The sequence below is a fragment of the Caulobacter segnis ATCC 21756 genome (assembly GCF_000092285.1).
In the GTDB taxonomy this organism is placed as follows: domain Bacteria; phylum Pseudomonadota; class Alphaproteobacteria; order Caulobacterales; family Caulobacteraceae; genus Caulobacter; species Caulobacter segnis.
This window is the reverse complement of the sequence record NC_014100.1, coordinates 1,364,923-1,382,745: the sequence shown is the minus strand read 5'-3', so window position 1 is coordinate 1,382,745 and position 17,823 is coordinate 1,364,923. Positions and strand designations below refer to the sequence as shown.

Sequence of the window (17,823 nt, the reverse complement as noted above, 5' to 3'; positions counted from 1 at the left end):
CGCTCGCCGCGACAGCGGCGCTCTCGATGTTGCTCGGCGGCGGCGCAGCCCTCGCCCAGTCCAAGTCGTCCGTCACGGCCGGCCCCAAGCAGCCGATCCCCTACTCGCAGCTCAACGCCTATACGAAGGCCTCGCCCAAGGCGCGCGCCACGAAGGACTGGTGGGCGGGATCGTCGACCGCGCAGACCGGCATGTCGACCGACACCTCGGCGACCGCACCGGCCATGAACAGCGGCGCCATGAGCGGCTCCTCGACGGACTCGTCGTCGATGGGAACCATGGGCTCTTCGTCGAGCTCCATGGGCGCGTCGGTGAACCCGCCGATGTCCGGATCGAGCATGCCCTCGACGCCGCCGACCGATGGCGGGACGCAGCCGAACGGCTCGACCCTGCCCACACCGGCGACGCCGACCGATCCCATGACCTCGTCGACCACGTCGCCGATCGAGCCCAAGTAAGCCGTTGCGTCGGGACGGCCGATGGCCGTCCCGGCCGTCATGTTCCGCCGAAGACGAAGTCGGCCTTGTAGTAGCCCTTGGCGGGATCAAGGATATCGATCGCGAACGGCGCCGAGCCGTCGGCGAGATCGGTGAGCCAGGCGTCGTTGGATCTCACCATGACGCCGAGGTCGGCCTTCTGCGCCTCGGCGAGAAGCCAGCCGACCATCGCCGCCTTGGTCCCGATCCCATTCGCGCCGTCGCCGCCATAGGCCGCGAAATAGTCGACCCGGCTGTCGATCATGGCGTGGATCTTGGCGTCGGTCGGCGCCGCGCCGAAAATGGTCTTGTAGGCCTCGCGCGTCGCGTCGAAGAGCGTCAGCGCTCCGTACTTGGCCGCAAACGCATCCTTGCCCTCGCCCACCTTCCCCAGGTTCACCGCGAAGTTGATGTAGCGGTTCTCCAGATTGAACGACTGGTAATAGGCGCTGTTGAGATTGTTGACGTTCCCGCCGTAGGTCGAGACGAGATAATCGACGCCGGCTCGCCCCGGGATCTTACCCGTGAAGAACTCATAGGCCAGGGTTGCGACAGACGTGGTGGCGCCCGCCGCCTTGACCACTTCTGCCGTGACCTGATCGAGAGTGAGCTTTCCGGCGGCCCAGTCACTCGAAATGCTTGCGGCAAGCGCCGTGATCTTGGGGTCATAGCTTGACCCCCTCAGGATGGAGGACAACTCATAGTTCAACTCGCCTGCGGTCGGCTCTGGTCGGAAAATGATCTTTTCGAGGCCGATCAGCCGATCGACTCCATCCGGCGATCCGCCACGCAGGTCTGTCACGGTCACCGAGCCGTCGGTGTTGGTGACCACGGAATAATCGTTAGCCCATCCGTAGTAGCGCACCGTATCCGCGCCCGCGCCGCCATCCAGCGTATCGTCGCCCGCGCCGCCGATCAGCAGATCATCGCCGCCTCCGCCGGACAGGGAGTCGGCCCCCGCCCCGCCGTTCAGCGTATTGGCACCGTCGTCGCCGGTCAGCGTATCGGCAAAGGCCGAGCCCTTCAGAGACTCGATGTTGGCCAGTGTCTCGACGCCGCCGCCGCGGGTGTTCTGCGGTCCGATCTTGGTCAGGTCGACCGTGACGCCTGAGGAGGCGCTCTCGTAAGTTACAGTGTCGAAGCCGTCGCCGCCGTCATAGCTGTCGTCGTCCGCCTCGCCGTTCAGCACGTCGTTCCCGGCGCCGCCCTGCAGGATGTCGCTGCCGCCGCCTCCGTAGATCGTGTCGTCGCCGGCGCCGCCGTTCAGCGTGTTCGCCGTGTAGCCGCCCCGCAGCGTGTCGTCGAACCTCGAGCCGATGAGATTCTCGATGTCGTACCAGATGGTGTCGAGGCCCGCGCCTCGCGTGTCCTGCTGGGACGAACTGCGGGTCAGATCGATCGTCACGGCCGCCGCCGCGGTGCTGTAATCGACGGTGTCTACGCCATCGCCGCCATGGAACGTGTCGTTCCCTTCGCCGCCGATCAGGCGGTCATCGCCGCCGTCGCCATAGAGTATGTCATCGCCTTTGCCTCCATCGATGACGTCGTTGCCGGAGAATCCGAAAATGGTGTTGGCGCTGTCGTCGCCCGTGACGACGTCGGCCTTGTCGGACCCCGAAACCCAGTTGGCCTGCAGGTCGATCGACACAACCGTCGAGCCGGGAAGCAACAGCATATAGCGCCCGTCCGACGACAGCGTTATGCGGTCCCCGATCGATGTGACGGGTGTATTCCACTCGATGACGCCCTTTTCGTAAGGGATGGCGACGCCTCGCTCGATCGACCAGTCCTTGGTCGACAGCTGAAGAATGCGGCTCATGTCCTTGTCGACCACGAAGAGCTTGGAACCGTCGGCGCTGAAGGCCAGGCCCTGGATCGACTTGCTCAGTTCGGGGTGGACCGCGGCCAGATCGACGATGAAGTTGCCGTTCAGGTCGAACACGCGAGCCTGATTGTAACCGGCCATCGTCATCAGCCTCGCTGTGGCCGAAATCGCCTGGATGCCCGCGTTGAAGAAGCCCCCGAAGACCTTTTGCGTGAGCGACGCGGAGGCGACGTCGTAGACGTACATCGGCGCGCTATCGATGGATCCGGGGACGAACAGGATCTTGGATCGGTCCGCCGAGACGGTCAGCGCGCCGCTAGAGCCGTAGCCGGGCGAATCGGTGAATTGCCCCGTCGAGACATCCAGAGTCCACAGAGCGGTCGCCCCCGTGGTGGCGGCTTGGGTCAGAAGAACGACGCCGTTGGCGCCTACGGCGACGTCCTGGAAGCCTCGCAAGTTTCCCGACACCGGCAAGGTGTAATCCGCCACCGCCCCCGTCACGAGGTCAAGGCGGTGAAGCGTGGCGATGCCCTGGTAGGCGTTCGGGTCGGAATTGCTTTCCTTGACCTCGCCGACCGCGAACAGGTATCGGCCATCGGGCGAGACGTCCAGGGCGCCCGCCGTCTCGCCCAATTTCCAGCGCCCTTTCAGATCGCCGCTGGCGACGTCGAAAGCGTCCACATAGCCGCCGGACGAAGCCGAGAAGATCGTCTTACCATCGATGCTGATCGTGGCGTCGAAGCCAAAGCTGCTGCTCGTCGCGAGGCGCTGGACCACATCGGGCCGATAGACGTCGCCGACGGTGGCGGTCGTATCGGACGACAGCGTGACGCTCTTGTCCTTGAACTTGAGAATCTCGACGTTCAGCAGCGTGTCTGTACCGGTCCAATTGGCGCGGGAGTCTCTTACGGTCCACGAGCCGTTGGCGTTGTGCGTCCACGTGTAGTCGGTTGAATTCCCGTCGTAGACCGCGGTGTCGATCCCGCCCTTGCCATCGATAATGTCATCGCCGCCGCGTCCCTCGAACGTGTTCGCGCCGTCCGAGCCGACCAGAATATCTCGATAGCCCGTCCCTTTAACGCCCTCGATGCTGATCAGGGTGTCGACCCCGTCACCACGGGTATTCTGGGGACCCGCCTTGCCAAGATCGACCTGAATGCTGGTGTAGATATCATCGAAGGCCAAGATGTCGTTGCCATCGCCGCCGTCGATAGTGTCGGCCCCGGCGCCGCCGATCAGAATGTCGTCGCCGGCCTCGCCGCGCAAAACGTCATCGCCGCCACGGCCATTGATCGTGTCATCGCCGGCGCCGCCGGTGATCACGTTCACGCCGTCGGTGCCGGCGATCCAGTCTGCGAACGCCGATCCCTTGATGTTCTCGATCGAGATCAGCGAGTCGCGGCCCATCACGCCCGCGTCCTGGCTGTAGTAGCCCAGCCCGACGTTGATCGCGCCGGTGGCGCCGCTGTAGTCGGCCGTGTCGATCCCGTAGCCGCCGTCCAGGTAATCATCGCCCAAGCCGCCGATGAGGGTATCGTCGCCCGCATCGCCGTAGAGGCTGTCGTTCCCCGCGCCGCCGTCGATGACGTCGTTGCCGCCGAAACCGTAGATGATGTTGGCCCCGGCGTCGCCGGTCAGAACGTCGGCCTTGTCGGTGCCTGGGTCCCAAGCAAGCTTCACGTTGACGGACGTCACGGTCGAGCCAGAGAACACCACCAGATAGTTGCCATCCGCCGACAGGGTCAGCCGGTCGCCATAGGCCCCAGAACCCACATAGTTGTCGCCGACCTCAGCCCCCAGGCGGATCGAACGCTCGATGGCCCAATCGCGGGTCGACATCTGCAGGATGCGGTCCTGTTGGGTGTCGAGCACGTAAAGCTTGGAGCCATCAGCACTGAATTCGACCCCGGCCGTGACGAACTTGATTTCAGGGTGGAGCGCCGTTAGGTCGGCGACGAGCTTATTGCTGAAGTCATAGATCCGGACCGCGCCGTATAGGGCTTGGGCCAGCATCTGACCCGCGCCCGAGATGGCCTGATAGCCGCTGTTGTAATAGTTGGTGTTGTTCGGGATCGTCGCCGTCGTCTTGGTCGTCACGTCATAGACATAGAGCGACCCGCCCTGCGCGCTGTCAGACCCGTAGAGGATCTTGCTCCGATCCTCGGAGACCGAAAGGACGCCGCCCTGACTGATGTCGCCGCTGACCTTCGAGAACTGACCTGTCGTCGTGTCCAACGTCCACAGCGCGCCCTGGGTCAGATAGGCGTACTGGGTGACCAGGACCGTGCCGTCCTTGCCCCAAGCCACGTCGTAGAAGCCGCTCGCCGATAGACCGACGACGAAGGAGAAGTCCTTTATTTCGCCGGTCGTCAGATCCAGGCGATGAACCACGGCCGCGCCGTTACTGGTCTGCGCCTCGCCAACGACAAGGTAGCGACCGTCCGGCGAGACATCCATGCCCGAAAGGTTCGCCCCGACCTTCCACCGCCCCGTGACGTCGCCCGTCGTCACATTGAACGCCGTGACCCACCCCTCGCCGTTGGAGACGTAGATCGTTGCGCCACTGGCGCTGGCGGCCACGTCCCGTAGCGCGCCGGTTGTAATGACCTGAACGGCTTTAGGATCTGCAAGCACTGACACGACACGATCTCCCCCGGGGACGAGACGCGTCCCAATCAAGCCTCAACCTTAAGGTCAGGACTCAGCCTAGGAGAAGGCCTTAGGGCAGGTCAACGAAACCATCGTGACAACATCCAGGGCCGAACCAGGGCCGAATAAGAAAACGCCGCGGGGCTAGCCCGCGGCCCTAGATTTTGTTTCGAAAACTCGCTCTACCGCGCGAACTTCTGGAACTTGATGCGCTTGGGAATGAGGCTGTCGGCGCCCAGGCGGCGCTTCTTGTCTTCCTCGTACATCTCGAAGTTGCCTTCGAACCATTCGACGTGGCTGTCGCCTTCGAAGGCCAGGATGTGGGTCGCCAGGCGGTCCAGGAACCAGCGATCGTGGCTGATGACCACGGCGCAGCCGGCGAACTCTTCCAGCGCCTCTTCCAGGGCCTGCAGGGTCTCGATGTCCAGGTCGTTGGTCGGTTCGTCGAGCAGCAGCAGGTTGCCGCCGGTGGCCAGGGTCTTGGCGAGGTGGACGCGGTTGCGCTCACCGCCCGACAGCAGGCCGACCTTCTTCTGTTGGTCGCCGCCCTTGAAGTTGAACGAGCCCACGTAGGCGCGGCTGTTGATCTCGCGCTTGCCGACGATCATCACGTCGGTGCCGCCGCTGATCTCTTCCCAGATGGTCTTGTTCGGGTCGAGGGCGTCGCGCGACTGATCGACGTACGAGAGCTTGACGGTCTCGCCGACCTTGACCGTGCCGGCGTCGGGCTGCTCGCGGCCGGTGATCAGCTTGAACAGGGTCGACTTGCCGGCGCCGTTCGGGCCGATGACGCCGACGATGCCGTTCGGCGGCAGGCGGAACGACAGGTCCTTGAACAGCACCTTGTCGCCGTACTCCTTCTCCAGGCCGTTGACCTCGAGCACCAGGTTGCCGAGGCGCGGGCCAGGCGGGATCTGGATGTGGGCCTGGGTCTGGGCGGCGCGGGCGTTCTCCTGCGCGGCGACCATTTCCTCGTACGAGGCCAGGCGGGCCTTCGACTTGGACTGACGGGCCTTGGGCGAGCTGCGCACCCATTCCAGTTCGCGGGTGAGCGCGCGCTGGCGGGCTTCCGATTCCGACTGCTCCTGGACGACCCGCTTTTGCTTCTGCTCCAGCCAGCCCGAGTAGTTGCCCTCGTAGGGGACGCCCTTGCCGCGATCGAGCTCCAGCGTCCACTTCGTGACCTGATCCAGGAAGTAGCGGTCGTGGGTCACCAGGATGACGCAGCCCGGGAACTCTTCCAGGTGGTGCTGCAGCCAGGCCACCGACTCGGCGTCCAGGTGGTTGGTCGGTTCGTCGAGCAGCAGCATGTCTGGCTTGCTGAGCAGCAGGCGCGCCAGGGCGATGCGGCGCTTTTCACCGCCCGACAGGCTCTCGATATTGGCGTCGTTGGGCGGGCAGCGCAGGGCGTCGATGGCCATCTCGACCTTGGAGTCGATGTCCCACAGGTCGCGGGCGTCGATGACCTCCTGCAGCTTGGTCATCTCTTCCATCAGCTCGTCGGAATATTCCTCGCCGAGCTGGGCCGCCAGGGCGTTGTACTTGTCGAAGATCTTCTTGTCTTCGCAGTCGGCGATGACGTTGCCCCAGACGTCCAGGGTCGGATCCAGCACCGGCTCCTGCGGGAGGTAGCCGCGCTTGATGCCGTCGGCGGCCTTGGCCTCGCCCGAAAATTCCTTGTCGAGGCCGGCCATGACCTTCAGCAGGGTGGACTTACCCGAGCCGTTGACGCCCACGACGCCGATCTTGGCGTCGGAATAGAACGACAGCCAGATGTTCTCGAAGACCTTCTTGCCGCCGGGATAGGCCTTGGTCAGGCCCTGCATCTGGAAAATATATTGCTGCGCCATGAGGGCTCGGGTTCTCGCTGGACGAGGGTTTCGGGGATTGGCCGCTGAAATAGCGGTCCGGGCCGCTTCGCGCAATCGCGGCCGGGGAATTCCCCTGCCCCCAAGCTTCACCGTTCCGTCGCACGGCTGTCGAGTATCCGACACCGAACCGTCGTTCGCCCGTCGCCGACCACTGTTAGCCGATCCCCCCAGCCGACGCTGCTCCGCATCGGACAAGGGGATTCTGACAATGAAAAAGAACCAGATGCTTCTGGGCGCCGCCGCGCTGGCGCTCGTCATGGCCGCCGCGCCCGCCTTCGCCGACGACAAGGTCGACGCCGCCGCCCCGGCCGCCGCCGCGCCCGCCGACACTTCCGAAGTCGACGCGCTGATCATCATCGGCCAGGGCCAAAGCCGGCAGATCCAGACCCTGAACAGCGACGCCATCGGCCTTCAGGCCGCCGGCACCAGCGCGCTGAAGGCGATCGACAAGCTGCCGGGCGTCACCTTCCAGTCGGCCGACGCCTTCGGCGCCTACGAGTGGTCGACCCGCATCTCGATCCGTGGCTTCAACCAGAACCAGCTGGGCTTCACGCTCGACGGCGTGCCGCTGGGCGACATGAGCTACGGCAACCACAACGGCCTGCATATCAGCCGCGCCGTCGCCTCGGAGAACATCAGCCGAGTCGAGCTGGCCCAAGGCGCGGGCGCGCTGGGCACGGCCTCGACCTCGAACCTGGGCGGCACGCTGCAGTTCTTCTCGCGCGATCCGCAGGAGACCCTGGGCGGCGAGCTCGACCTGACCGGCGGCTCGGACAACATGCACCGCGTGTTCGCCCGCTTCGAGAGCGGCGCCATCGAGCAGCTGGGCGGCCTGCGCGGCTACGTCTCGGTCGCCGACCAGAAGGCCGACAAGTGGAAGGGCGGCGGCGAGCAGAAGCAGCGCCAGTACGACGCCAAGCTGGTGATGCCGCTGGGCGAGCGCGGCGACCTGACCGGCTTCTACCACCGCTCGGAACGTCGCGAGCAGGACTACCAGGACATGTCCTTCGCGATGATCAAGCGCCTGGGCCGCGACTGGGACAACACCCAGCCGAACTGGGCTTTGGCCGTCGCCGCGGCGCGCGCCTACCAGACCGGGACCGCCCTGCCCGCGCCGTTCGCGACGGTGGACGACGCCTACTACGCCGGCGCCGGTGTTCGTGACGACGACCTCTACGGCGCGTCGCTGAACCTCGACATCACCGAGCGCGTGAAGCTGGACGCCACGGCCTACCAGCACAAGAACAAGGGCCAGGGCCTGTGGTACACGCCGTACCTGGCCAGCCCCGGCTTCGGGACCGCCGGCTCGACCGCCGCGCCGCTGTCGATCCGCACCACCGAGTATGACATCGACCGCGGCGGCCTGACCGCGGGCCTGACGGTGGACCTGGGCGCTCACCGTCTGAGCGGCGGTTTCTGGCATGAAGTGAACCACTTCAACCAGGCGCGCCGCTTCTACGCCGAGACGGCGGCCGCGCCGTCGCGCGATCCGCTGGACTTCCAGTCGAACCCGTTCTTCACCCAGTGGCAGTACCGCTTCGAGACCAAGACCACCACCGGCCACATCGAGGACGAGTGGACGGTGACCGACGCCTTCAAGGTCAATTTCGGCTTCAAGGCGATCAAGGTCACCAACAACGTCCAGACCGTGACCGGCAACCCGCTGTCGGGCGAAATCGAGAGCAAGGACAACTTCCTGCCGCAGGTCGGCTTCGTCTATGAAGTTTCGCCCGACTTCGAGGTGTTCGGCGGCTATACCGAGAACATGGGCGCGTTCGTCTCCGCCGCCACGGCGGGTCCGTTCGGCTCGCAAAACCAGGCCGTCGTCGACTACGTCGCCAAGACGCTGAAGCCGGAAAGCTCCAAGACCTTCGAGCTGGGCGGTCGCTATCGGACGGAACGCTTCCAAGGCGTCGCCGCCGTCTATCACGTCGCCTTCGACAACCGCCTGCTGGCCGCCAACACGGCCTCGCCGATCCTGGGCCTGCCGGCCCTGCTGTCGAACGTGGGCTCGGTCGAGACCAAGGGCGTCGAACTGGCCGGCACCTACCGCCTGACCGACGCCTGGAGCCTGTACGGCGCCTACACCTACAACGACTCCAAGTACGAGGACGACGTGGTCGACGGGACCGGCAAGGTCACGGTCCGCACCAAGGGCAAGACCGTCGTCAACACGCCCAAGAACATCTTCAAGGGCGAGATCGCGTTCGACCAGGCCGGCTTCTTCGGCAAGCTGGGCGTCGCCTATACCGACAAGCGCTACTACACCTACGAGAACATCGGCGGCCAAGCGCCCTCGACGACCGTGGCCGACCTGACCCTCGGCTATCGCTTCGCCGAAGAGGGCTGGGGCAAGGGCCTGGAAGTCCAGGTCAACGTCACCAACCTGACCGACAAGGACTACATCTCGACCATCGGTTCGGGCGGCTTCGTCAACAGCGATCCGAACGGCGAGGCCATGACCGTCCTGCCGGCCCCGCCGCGTCAGGTCTACCTGTCGGTGAAGAAGCGCTTCTGATCTTTCGGGGGCTTCGGCTCCCGATCTTCCTCCCCTCTATGACTTGGGCCGGGCGCGCGTCGCCCGGCCTTTTCTTTTGTCCGGACACGATTTGCGGCGCGTCCGGACACGATCGCGCTGGCGAGGAAGACACAGCGAGGCCTTCATCGCCGCATGACCGATACGCTCGCTTCCCCCTCCCCGTCCTCCGCCTCGCGCTCCGCCAAGTCCGAGGTCGCGGAGCTCATACGCACCGTCGTCGCCGGCCTGGCGATCGCCCTGGCGTTCCGCGTCGTGCTGTTCCAGCCCTTCACGATCCCGTCCTCGTCGATGGAGCCGGGGCTGGTGGTCGGCGACTACATCATCGTTTCAAAGTTCGCCTATGGCTGGAGCCGAGCCTCCCTGCCGTTCAATCCGCCCCTGCCGGCCGGACGCGTCCTGGGCAGGGCGCCCAAGCGCGGGGACGTGGTGGTGTTTCGTCTGCCCCGCGATCCCAGCCAGACCTGGATCAAGCGCGTGATCGGCCTGCCCGGCGATCGGATCCAGGTGCGCGGCGGCCAGGTGTTGGTCAACGACACGCCTCTGTCCCAGACGCCCATGACCATCGTCCAGGACCACGACGATCCGTATCGCCAAGTGCTGGAGGTCCGCGAGCGCCAGCCCGACGGGCGGTCGTACGTCACCTATGACGGCGGGACCGGGCAGGCAGGCGACGACACCGACATCTATGTCGTGCCCGAGGGGCGCTACTTCATGATGGGCGACAATCGCGACAACTCGCTCGACAGCCGCTGGCCCCGCGAACTGGGCGTCGGCCTGCTGCCGGCCGAGAACATCGTCGGAAAGGCCGAGCTGGTGCTGACCTCATGGAAACCGGCGGCGGCGGCGTACAAGCCCTGGACCTGGCTGAACCTTCAGTGGGATCGCTTCATCCAGCCGATCCGATAGCGGCTTCAGCGCGCCTTGAACTCGTCCAGGCTGAGGACGCCGTCGTGATTGGCGTCCAGCCGCTGGAACGCCGCGTCCGAGCCCGAGGGACGCGCGAGGGACGGAGCCGCCACCGCCCCGACGGCGAGACCGGCGAGCGCCGCGGCGAGGATGCGCCAGGCCAGGCTTCGGCGACGCGGCGTCCGGAGATCCTGCTCGATGAAATCGCGCAGCGCCTCGCTGGCCGTGCGTTGGGCGCCCTGGCAGCGCGCCATGAACGCGGCCTTGGTTTCCGGCGGCAGGCGGATCTCGAGGGTTTCTGTCTTCTTGGGCGACCTGCCGACGGGCATGAGGCGTCTCCGACGTTTCGGACCGCCATCTTCGAACCGCTCGGCGCAAAAGAAAAGCCCGGCCAAACGACCGGGCTGAAAGTTCATAGGGAGGAAACGCCCAGGAAGGGCAGAGGCGCTCGGCGCCTCACGGGTTGTTGTTAGCGCTAACACGGGTGCGATTGCAAGCGATTCTTATGCGGCGGTGCGTCGCGCCCAGGAGAAAATTCGTCCGCCGCTTTACGGCGGTTTGAAGAGGTCATACCAGTGTTACCGCTACCGCCACACAGGTGGAGTGGGAGAGAAACGCTGATGATGTTGCGTACGCGTCGATCGCTGGCCGGCTTGGCCTTGTCCTTCGCCATGGCCCTGCCGCTGGTTGCGCAGGCCGCGGACTCCCAGCAACGATGGGTCGGCGCCTGGGCGAGCGCCCAGCTCGCGCCCGACGCCAAGAACAGCCTGGCCCCGGAGGATTATCGCGACGCCACCCTGCGCCAGGTCGTCCGGCTAAGCCTGGGCGGAGACAAGCTGCGGGTTCGCCTGTCCAACGCCTTCGGGACACGCCCCCTGACGATCAAGGGCGCGCACGTGGCGATTTCGGCCGCGCTCGACAGCGCGAAGATCAAGCCGGAGACCGATCGCGCGCTTACTTTCTCGGGCCGCGCCGAAGTCACCATCCCGGCCGGCGCCGACTATTGGTCAGACCCCGTCGACTTGCGGGTCGCCCCCCTGACCAGCCTGGCGATCAGCCTGCGCTATGTCGAGGCGCCCGACGTCCAGACCGGCCACCCGGGCTCGCGCGCCACCTCCTACGTGCTGGCGGGCGACCATGTGGCGGACGCCGACCTTCCCGGCGCCAAGACGGCCGACCGCTGGTTCCAGATCGCGGGCGTCGAGGTGATCCCGGCGGCGAAGAAGGCCGGCGCGATCGTCGCTTTCGGCGACAGCATCACCGACGGCTATGGCGTCCAGCCCAACACCAACCTGCGCTGGACCGACGCGCTCATCGAGCGGCTGAAAGGCAAGAACCTCGCGGTCCTGAACCTGGGCATCGGCGGTAACCGCGTGCTGCTGGACGGCCTGGGCCCCAACGCCCTGGCCCGCTTCGAGCGCGACGTGCTCAGCCAGCCGGGCGTCACGCATCTGGTCCTTCTGGAAGGCGTCAACGACCTGGGCACGCTGACCCGCGACGCCCCCGCGACGCCGGAGGCTCACAAGGCCGTCGTCGAACAGGTGATCGCCGCCTACCACCAGATGATCGATCGGGCCCGGGCTCGGGGGATCAAGGTGATCGGCGCGACGATCCTGCCCTACAGCGGCTCGGCCTACTACCACCCGGGTCCCGAGAGCGAGGCGGACCGCCAGGCGATCAACGCGTTCATCCGCGCGCCTGGAAACTTCGACGGCGTCATCGACTGGGACAAGGCCCTGCGCGATCCGGCCCGCCCGACCCACCTGCTGGCCGCCTACGACAATGACGGCCTGCATCCGAACATGGCGGGTTACAAGGCGATGGCCGAGGCCATTCCGCTCAGCCTGTTCGGGAACTGAGCCATGCGCGTCGTGCTCTCGATCGCCGTCGCCCTGGCCGCCACCGCCGCCCAGGCGGCGCCCAAGCCGATGATCGCCGTCACCTGGGACGACCTGCCCGCCCACAGCGCCCTGCCGCCCGGCGTGACGCGGGTTGAGATCGCCGCCGACCTGCTGAAGGCCTCGGCCGACGCCAAGGCCCCCGCGTTCGGCTTCATCAACGGCGTCCAGACCGAGCGCGAGCGCGCCTCAACGCCCGTGCTGAAGATGTGGCGCGAGGCCGGTCAGCCATTGGGCAACCACACCTGGTCGCACCCGAACCTCGCCGCCCTGACGCCCGACCAGTTCACGGCCGAGATCGCCCAGAACGAGCCGATGCTGAAGGACCTGATGGGCGACAAGGACTGGCGTTGGCTGCGCTATCCCTTCCTGTCGGAAGGCGACACGCCCGAGAAGCGCCTGGCCGTGCGCCAGTGGCTGGCCGCCAACCACTACAAGATCGCCAGCGTGACGATGACCTTTGACGACTGGGCCTTCAACGAGCCCTACGCGCGCTGCATGGCCAAGGGCGATACGGCGGCCGTCGCCGCGTTGGAGCAGCGCTTTCTGGACGGCGCGGCCGCCGTGGCCGACCGCTCGCGCGCCATGGCCAAGGCGCTGTACGGCCAGGACATCCCCTATGTCCTGCTGATGCACGCCGGCGCTTTCGACGCCCGCATGACGCCGCGCCTGTTCAAGCTCTACCAGGACAAGGGCTTTGGCTTCACCACGCTTGAGACGGCGCAGAAGCATCCTTTCTATCAGACAGACATGGATCCGAGCCTGCCGCCCCAACCCACGACGTTGGAAACGGCGATGAAGGCCAAGGGCCTGCCCGCTCCGCCCAACCCGGTGGACTTGAAGGCGCTGGAAAACTTCTGCCGCTAGCGCGCCCTCCGTTTCACGCTTGAAACAACTTCACTACTGACAACCGCCACGCGCCCGCATAGCGTCGCGCGCCATGATCAGACCCTCGCTCTCGGCGCTCGCGGCCGTCCTCGCCCTCTCCTCCCCAGCCATGGCGGAAAAACTCACCCCCGAACGCATCTTCGCCGATCCCGGCCTGTCGGGTCCGACGGCCAAGGGCGTGGCGCTGTCGCCGGACGGCAAGCGAGTCACCTACCTGAAGGGCAAGCCCGAGGCGGCCAACGTGCAGGATCTGTGGGCGGCCGACGTGAAGGGCGGCGAGCCCTATCGCCTGATCGACTCGGCGGCCCTGTCCTCGGGGACCAAGGAACTGTCGGAAGCCGAAAAGGCCCGCCGCGAACGCGCCCGCGTCGCCGCCACCCGCGGCATCGTCGAGTATAGCTGGGACAAGCAGGGTCGCTTCATCCTCGTGCCGCTGGACGGCGATCTCTATCTGGACAGCGTCGCCGACGGGAAGGTCACGCGCCTGACCGAGACGCCGGGCGACGAAGTGGACGCCAAGGTCTCGCCCAAGGGCGGCTACGTCTCCTACGTCCGCGACCAGAACCTCTATATCAAGCCGGCGACCGGCGGCGCCGAGACGGCCCTGACCACCGACGGCAAGGACGCCCTGTCGTTCGGGACCGCAGAGTTCATCGCCCAGGAAGAGCTCGACCGCTTCACCGGCTACTGGTGGAGCCCGGACGAGGCCCGCATCGTCTACACCCGCGTCGACGAGAGCGGCGTCGACATCGTGCCGCGCGCCGATATCGGCCCCAGCGGCGCGACCATCGTCAACCAGCGCTATCCGCGCGCCGGCCGCCCGAACGCCGTCGTCGAACTGTTCGTCCGCGACCTGACCTCGGGCGAGGTTCGGAAACTGGACCTCGGCGCGAACAAGGACATCTACCTGGCTCGCGTCGACTGGTCGGCCGACGGCAAGACCGTCTATGTCCAGCGCTTGTCGCGCGACCAGAAGACCCTGGACCTGATCGCCTTCGACGCCGCGACGGCAAAGGGCCGCGTGATCCTGACGCAGACTGATCCGCACTACATCGAGGTGGCCGACGACTTCCACCCGCTGAAGGACGGCTCGTTCCTGTGGTCGTCGGAGCAGGACGGCGACCGTCACCTCTATCGCTACGCCGCCGACGGCAAGCTGATCGCTCAGATCACCAAGGGCGACTGGCCGGTCTCGGCGCTGGAAGGCGTCGACGAAGCCCGCAAGGTGGCGCTTTTCACCGCCGCGATGGACACGCCGATCGAGCGTCGACTGTACGAAGTCAGTTACGCCAAACCGGGCAAGCCCAAGGCTCTGACCGCGGCCGGCGGCTGGTGGAAGGTCAAGGTCGCCCCGAACGGCGGCGCCTTCGCCGGAACCTACGACGACCCCAAGACCCCGCCCCAGACGGCGCTGTATTCGGCCGACGGCAAGCGCGTGCGCTGGATCGAGGAGAACAAGCTGGCCGAGGGACACCCCTACTGGCCGTACGCCTCGACCCTGCCGGTTCCGGAGTTCGGGACGCTGAAGGCCCCCGATGGCGAGACCCTTCACTACGAGATCCTCAAGCCGACCGACTTCGACCCGGCCAAGAAGTATCCGGCGATCGTCTCGGTCTATGGCGGCCCGCACGCCCAGCGCGTGATGAAGGGCTGGCATAGCCCGTCCGAGCGCACCTATCTCGAAGCCGGCTATGTGATCTTCAAGCTGGACAATCGTGGCAGCGGCAATCGCTCGGCCAAGTTCATGCGCGCCCTGGATCGCCGCATGGGCACGGTCGAGGTCGAGGACCAGTTGCAGGGCGCCAAGTTCCTGGCCGGTCTGCCCTATGTCGATCCCGACAAGCTGGGCGTGATGGGCTGGTCGTACGGCGGCTTCATGACCCTGATGCTGATGACGGCTGAGAACACGCCGTTCAAGGCCGGGGCCGCTGGCGCGCCGCCCACCGAGTGGAGCCTCTACGACACCGCCTATACCGAGCGCTACATGGGCAAGCCGGACGAGAACAAGGCCGGCTACGCCTATGCCGACATCAACACCCGCCTCGACAAGCTGAAGCCCGGCAGCCTGCTGCTGCTGCACGGCATGGCCGACGACAACGTGATCCTGGAAAACAGCACCCGCGTCATGGCGGCGCTGCAGAAGAAGGCGATCCCGTTCGAGATGGCGCTGTATCCGGGTGAGCGGCACAGCGCCGGCAGCGGCAAGTCCAAGGGCCTCAGCGTGCTGAAGACCCATCTCGACTTCTTCGATCGCAAGCTGAAGGGCGGCCAGTAAGCCCTTCCGCCTCCCCGCGCGGTTTCGGCCGCGCGGGACCTGCGGCGACGTGCGGCGCCGGGACGACCCCATGTCGCAGGGCGTTCGGCTGTCTTAACCATTACTCTTGTCCTCAGGTTGTGAGGCAAGACCATGCGCAAGACCCACGCTGACGCCGTTGAATGGCTGATCGAGACCGTCAAGGAGGCCCTGGAGAACGGGACCGCGTCCGAGGACGATCTGGAAGAATGGCTGCTCGCCGCCGTGCTTCTCGAGGAGATGGCGGTCGAGGAAGAGGCCGAAGCTCGCAGCCTGGGCGCCTGGATCGAGCCGTCGCCGACGATCCATTGATCAGGCGCTGACGACTTAAACGTTCGTAACTTGCGCGTTGTTGCGCGGGCGCCCAGAGTTGTGCTCCATCCGGGGAGCACCTCATGCGCACAATGTTCTTCGCCGCCGTCGCGGCGCTCGCGATCCTGCCCTCAGTCGCCCATGCCCAGACGGCCTCGCAGACGGCCGCGCAGGCGGTCGCATCGACGCCGCTGATCGAACGGGCGAAACTGTTCGGCAATCCCAGCCGCGGTCGCGGCCTGATCAGCCCGGACGGCAAATGGCTGGTCTGGGGCGCGCCGAGAGACGGCGTGATGAACATCTGGGTGGCGCCCCGGTCCGATCCCAGCCAGGCCAAGCCGCTGACCAGCGAGAAGACGCGGCCGATCCGCAGCTTCTTCTGGTCGCCGGACTCGTCGTCCATCCTGTTCATCAACGACAAGGGCGGCGACGAGAATTTCCTGCTGTATGGCGTCGATGTCGCCACCGGCGTTCAGCGCGCCCTCACCCCCTTCGAAAAGACCCGCGCCCAGATCCTGGGCATAAGCCGGGAAGTCAAAGACCGCATCCTGGTGGGTCTGAACAACCGCGATCCCCGCTGGCACGACGTCTACAGCCTGGACCTCAAGAGCGGCGACCTGAAGCTGGTGTTCAAGAACGACGGCTATGCCGGCTTCGTCGCCGACGAGACCCTGACCCTGCGCCTGGCGCAAAAGGCGCGCCCGGATGGCGGGGCGGACTATTATCGCATGGCCGGCGACAAGGTCGAAGCCACGCCGGTGGTCAGCTACGGCCTGGACGACTCCCTGACCACCGCGGCGTTGGGCTTCACCACCGACGGCAAGACGCTGTACTGGCTGGACTCGCGCGGCCGAAACACGGCGGCCCTCGTCGCTCAGGAGGGCGACCAGACCAAGATCGTGGCGCAGGACGCCAAGGCCGACATCGGCCAGATCCTGGCCGATCCCAAGACGGGCGCGGTCCAAGCCTACGCCGTGAACTATCTTCGTAACACCTGGACCGCCGTCGATCCGGCCGTGAAGGCCGATCTCGATTTCCTGCAACGCGAGTTGAAGGGCGAGATCGGCGTCACGTCGCGCACCGACGCCGACGATCTGTGGACCGTCGCGGTGGACCCGGTCAGCGCGCCTTCGGCGACCTATCTCTATGACCGCAAGGCCAAGGCCCTGACCAAGCTGTTCGTCTCGCGCCCCGAACTGGAAGGCCTGCCGCTCCAGCCGATGCATCCCGTCGAAATCAAGGCGCGCGACGGCCTGACCCTGGTCTCGTACCTGACCCTGCCGCCAGGGGCGGACGCCAATGGCGACGGCAAGGCGGACAAGCCCACGCCCATGGTCCTGTTCGTTCACGGCGGCCCGTGGGGCCGCGACGCCTACGGATACCACAGCTACCACCAGTGGCTCGCCAACCGAGGCTATGCGGTGCTGTCGGTGAACTACCGGGCGTCCACGGGCTTCGGGAAGGACTTCATCAACGCCGGCAATCTGCAGTGGGCCGGCAAGATGCATGACGACCTGATCGACGCGGTCGACTGGGCCGTCGCCAGCGGCGTGACCACCCGAAAGCAGACCGCGATCATGGGTGGCTCCTACGGCGGCTACGCCACCCTGGTGGGCCTGACCTTCACGCCCGAGGCCTTCGCCTGCGGCGTCGACATCGTCGGCCCCTCGAACCTTGAGACCCTGCTCAAGACGATCCCGCCCTACTGGGAAGCCGGCAAGCAGCAGTTCTACAAACGCATGGGCGATCCCACGACGCCGGCGGGCGTGGCCCTGCTCAAGGATCGCTCGCCCGTCTATCGCGCGGGAGCGATCACCAAGCCCTTGCTGATCGGCCAAGGGGCCAACGACCCGCGCGTGAACCAGGCCGAGTCCGACCAGATCGTGGCCGCCATGCAGGCCAAGAACATTCCCGTCACCTATGTCCTGTTCCCGGACGAAGGCCACGGCTTCGCCCGGCCTGAAAACAACATCGCCTTCAACGCGGTGACCGAGCAGTTCCTGAAAGGGTGCCTTGGCGGGCGCTCCGAACCGATCGGGGACGCCTTGAAGCCCTCGACGGCTCAAGTGAAGGCCGGGGCGGCTTTCACGCCAGGCCTGCAGGAGGCGCTGGCGGCGAAATAGCGCGTGGAGGGGCGTTGACTTCCGTAGCGAAAGAAAACGAACC

11 protein-coding genes are annotated in these 17,823 nt (G+C 66.1%); 7 read left to right on the top strand and 4 right to left on the bottom strand.

Annotated features, from left to right (window positions below; genetic code table 11):
- Positions 1-118: 118 nt before the first annotated feature.
- The 3 genes from CSEG_RS22500 to ettA form a co-directional block, all read right to left on the bottom strand.
- Positions 119-499 carry a hypothetical protein gene (locus tag CSEG_RS22500; protein WP_013078441.1) on the bottom strand — a complete coding sequence of 127 codons (381 nt, stop codon included), beginning with the start codon at positions 497-499 and terminating at the stop codon, positions 119-121.
- Complete coding sequence (locus CSEG_RS21480) at positions 496-4,941, bottom strand: hemolysin-type calcium-binding region (protein ID WP_013078440.1); 4,446 nt, start codon at positions 4,939-4,941, stop codon at positions 496-498. Before CSEG_RS21480 ends, CSEG_RS22500 begins: the two co-directional genes overlap by 4 nt.
- A gap of 191 nt (positions 4,942-5,132) precedes the next feature.
- Positions 5,133-6,800, bottom strand: coding sequence for an energy-dependent translational throttle protein EttA (ettA, locus tag CSEG_RS06400; RefSeq protein WP_013078439.1), 1,668 nt, complete (start codon positions 6,798-6,800; stop codon positions 5,133-5,135).
- A gap of 229 nt (positions 6,801-7,029) precedes the next feature.
- Between ettA and CSEG_RS06395 the strand changes: the two genes are divergently transcribed.
- Together CSEG_RS06395 and lepB are read left to right on the top strand one after the other, a co-directional pair.
- Positions 7,030-9,339: a TonB-dependent receptor gene (locus tag CSEG_RS06395; RefSeq protein WP_013078438.1), complete on the top strand. Its 2,310-nt coding sequence runs from the start codon at positions 7,030-7,032 to the stop codon at positions 9,337-9,339.
- Positions 9,340-9,492: 153 nt separating this feature from the next.
- Entirely contained in the window at positions 9,493-10,266 is a 774-nt protein-coding gene (gene lepB, locus CSEG_RS06390) for a signal peptidase I (protein ID WP_013078437.1), read from the top strand.
- Positions 10,267-10,271: 5 nt separating this feature from the next.
- On the opposite strand, the gene CSEG_RS06385 is transcribed toward lepB, so the two are convergent.
- Positions 10,272-10,595: an EF-hand domain-containing protein gene (locus tag CSEG_RS06385; RefSeq protein ID WP_013078436.1), complete on the bottom strand. Its 324-nt coding sequence runs from the start codon at positions 10,593-10,595 to the stop codon at positions 10,272-10,274.
- Positions 10,596-10,886: 291 nt separating this feature from the next.
- Between CSEG_RS06385 and CSEG_RS22240 the strand changes: the two genes are divergently transcribed.
- From CSEG_RS22240 to CSEG_RS06360, 5 genes are all read left to right on the top strand, one after another.
- A complete protein-coding gene (locus CSEG_RS22240; protein WP_013078435.1) occupies positions 10,887-12,125 on the top strand; it encodes an SGNH/GDSL hydrolase family protein in 1,239 nt (412 codons plus the stop codon).
- A 3-nt stretch (positions 12,126-12,128) separates the two neighbouring features.
- Positions 12,129-13,031, top strand: coding sequence for a polysaccharide deacetylase family protein (locus CSEG_RS22235; RefSeq protein ID WP_013078434.1), 903 nt, complete (start codon positions 12,129-12,131; stop codon positions 13,029-13,031).
- Between the two features lie 73 nt (positions 13,032-13,104).
- On the top strand, positions 13,105-15,327 hold the full coding sequence (locus tag CSEG_RS06370; protein WP_013078433.1) for a S9 family peptidase: 2,223 nt from the start codon (positions 13,105-13,107) through the stop codon (positions 15,325-15,327).
- Between the two features lie 132 nt (positions 15,328-15,459).
- The gene (locus tag CSEG_RS06365; RefSeq protein ID WP_013078432.1) at positions 15,460-15,657 is read left to right on the top strand and encodes a hypothetical protein; all 198 of its coding nucleotides are present in this window, start codon (positions 15,460-15,462) and stop codon (positions 15,655-15,657) included.
- 83 nt (positions 15,658-15,740) lie between these two features.
- Complete coding sequence (locus tag CSEG_RS06360) at positions 15,741-17,780, top strand: S9 family peptidase (RefSeq protein WP_013078431.1); 2,040 nt, start codon at positions 15,741-15,743, stop codon at positions 17,778-17,780.
- Positions 17,781-17,823: the final 43 nt, after the last annotated feature.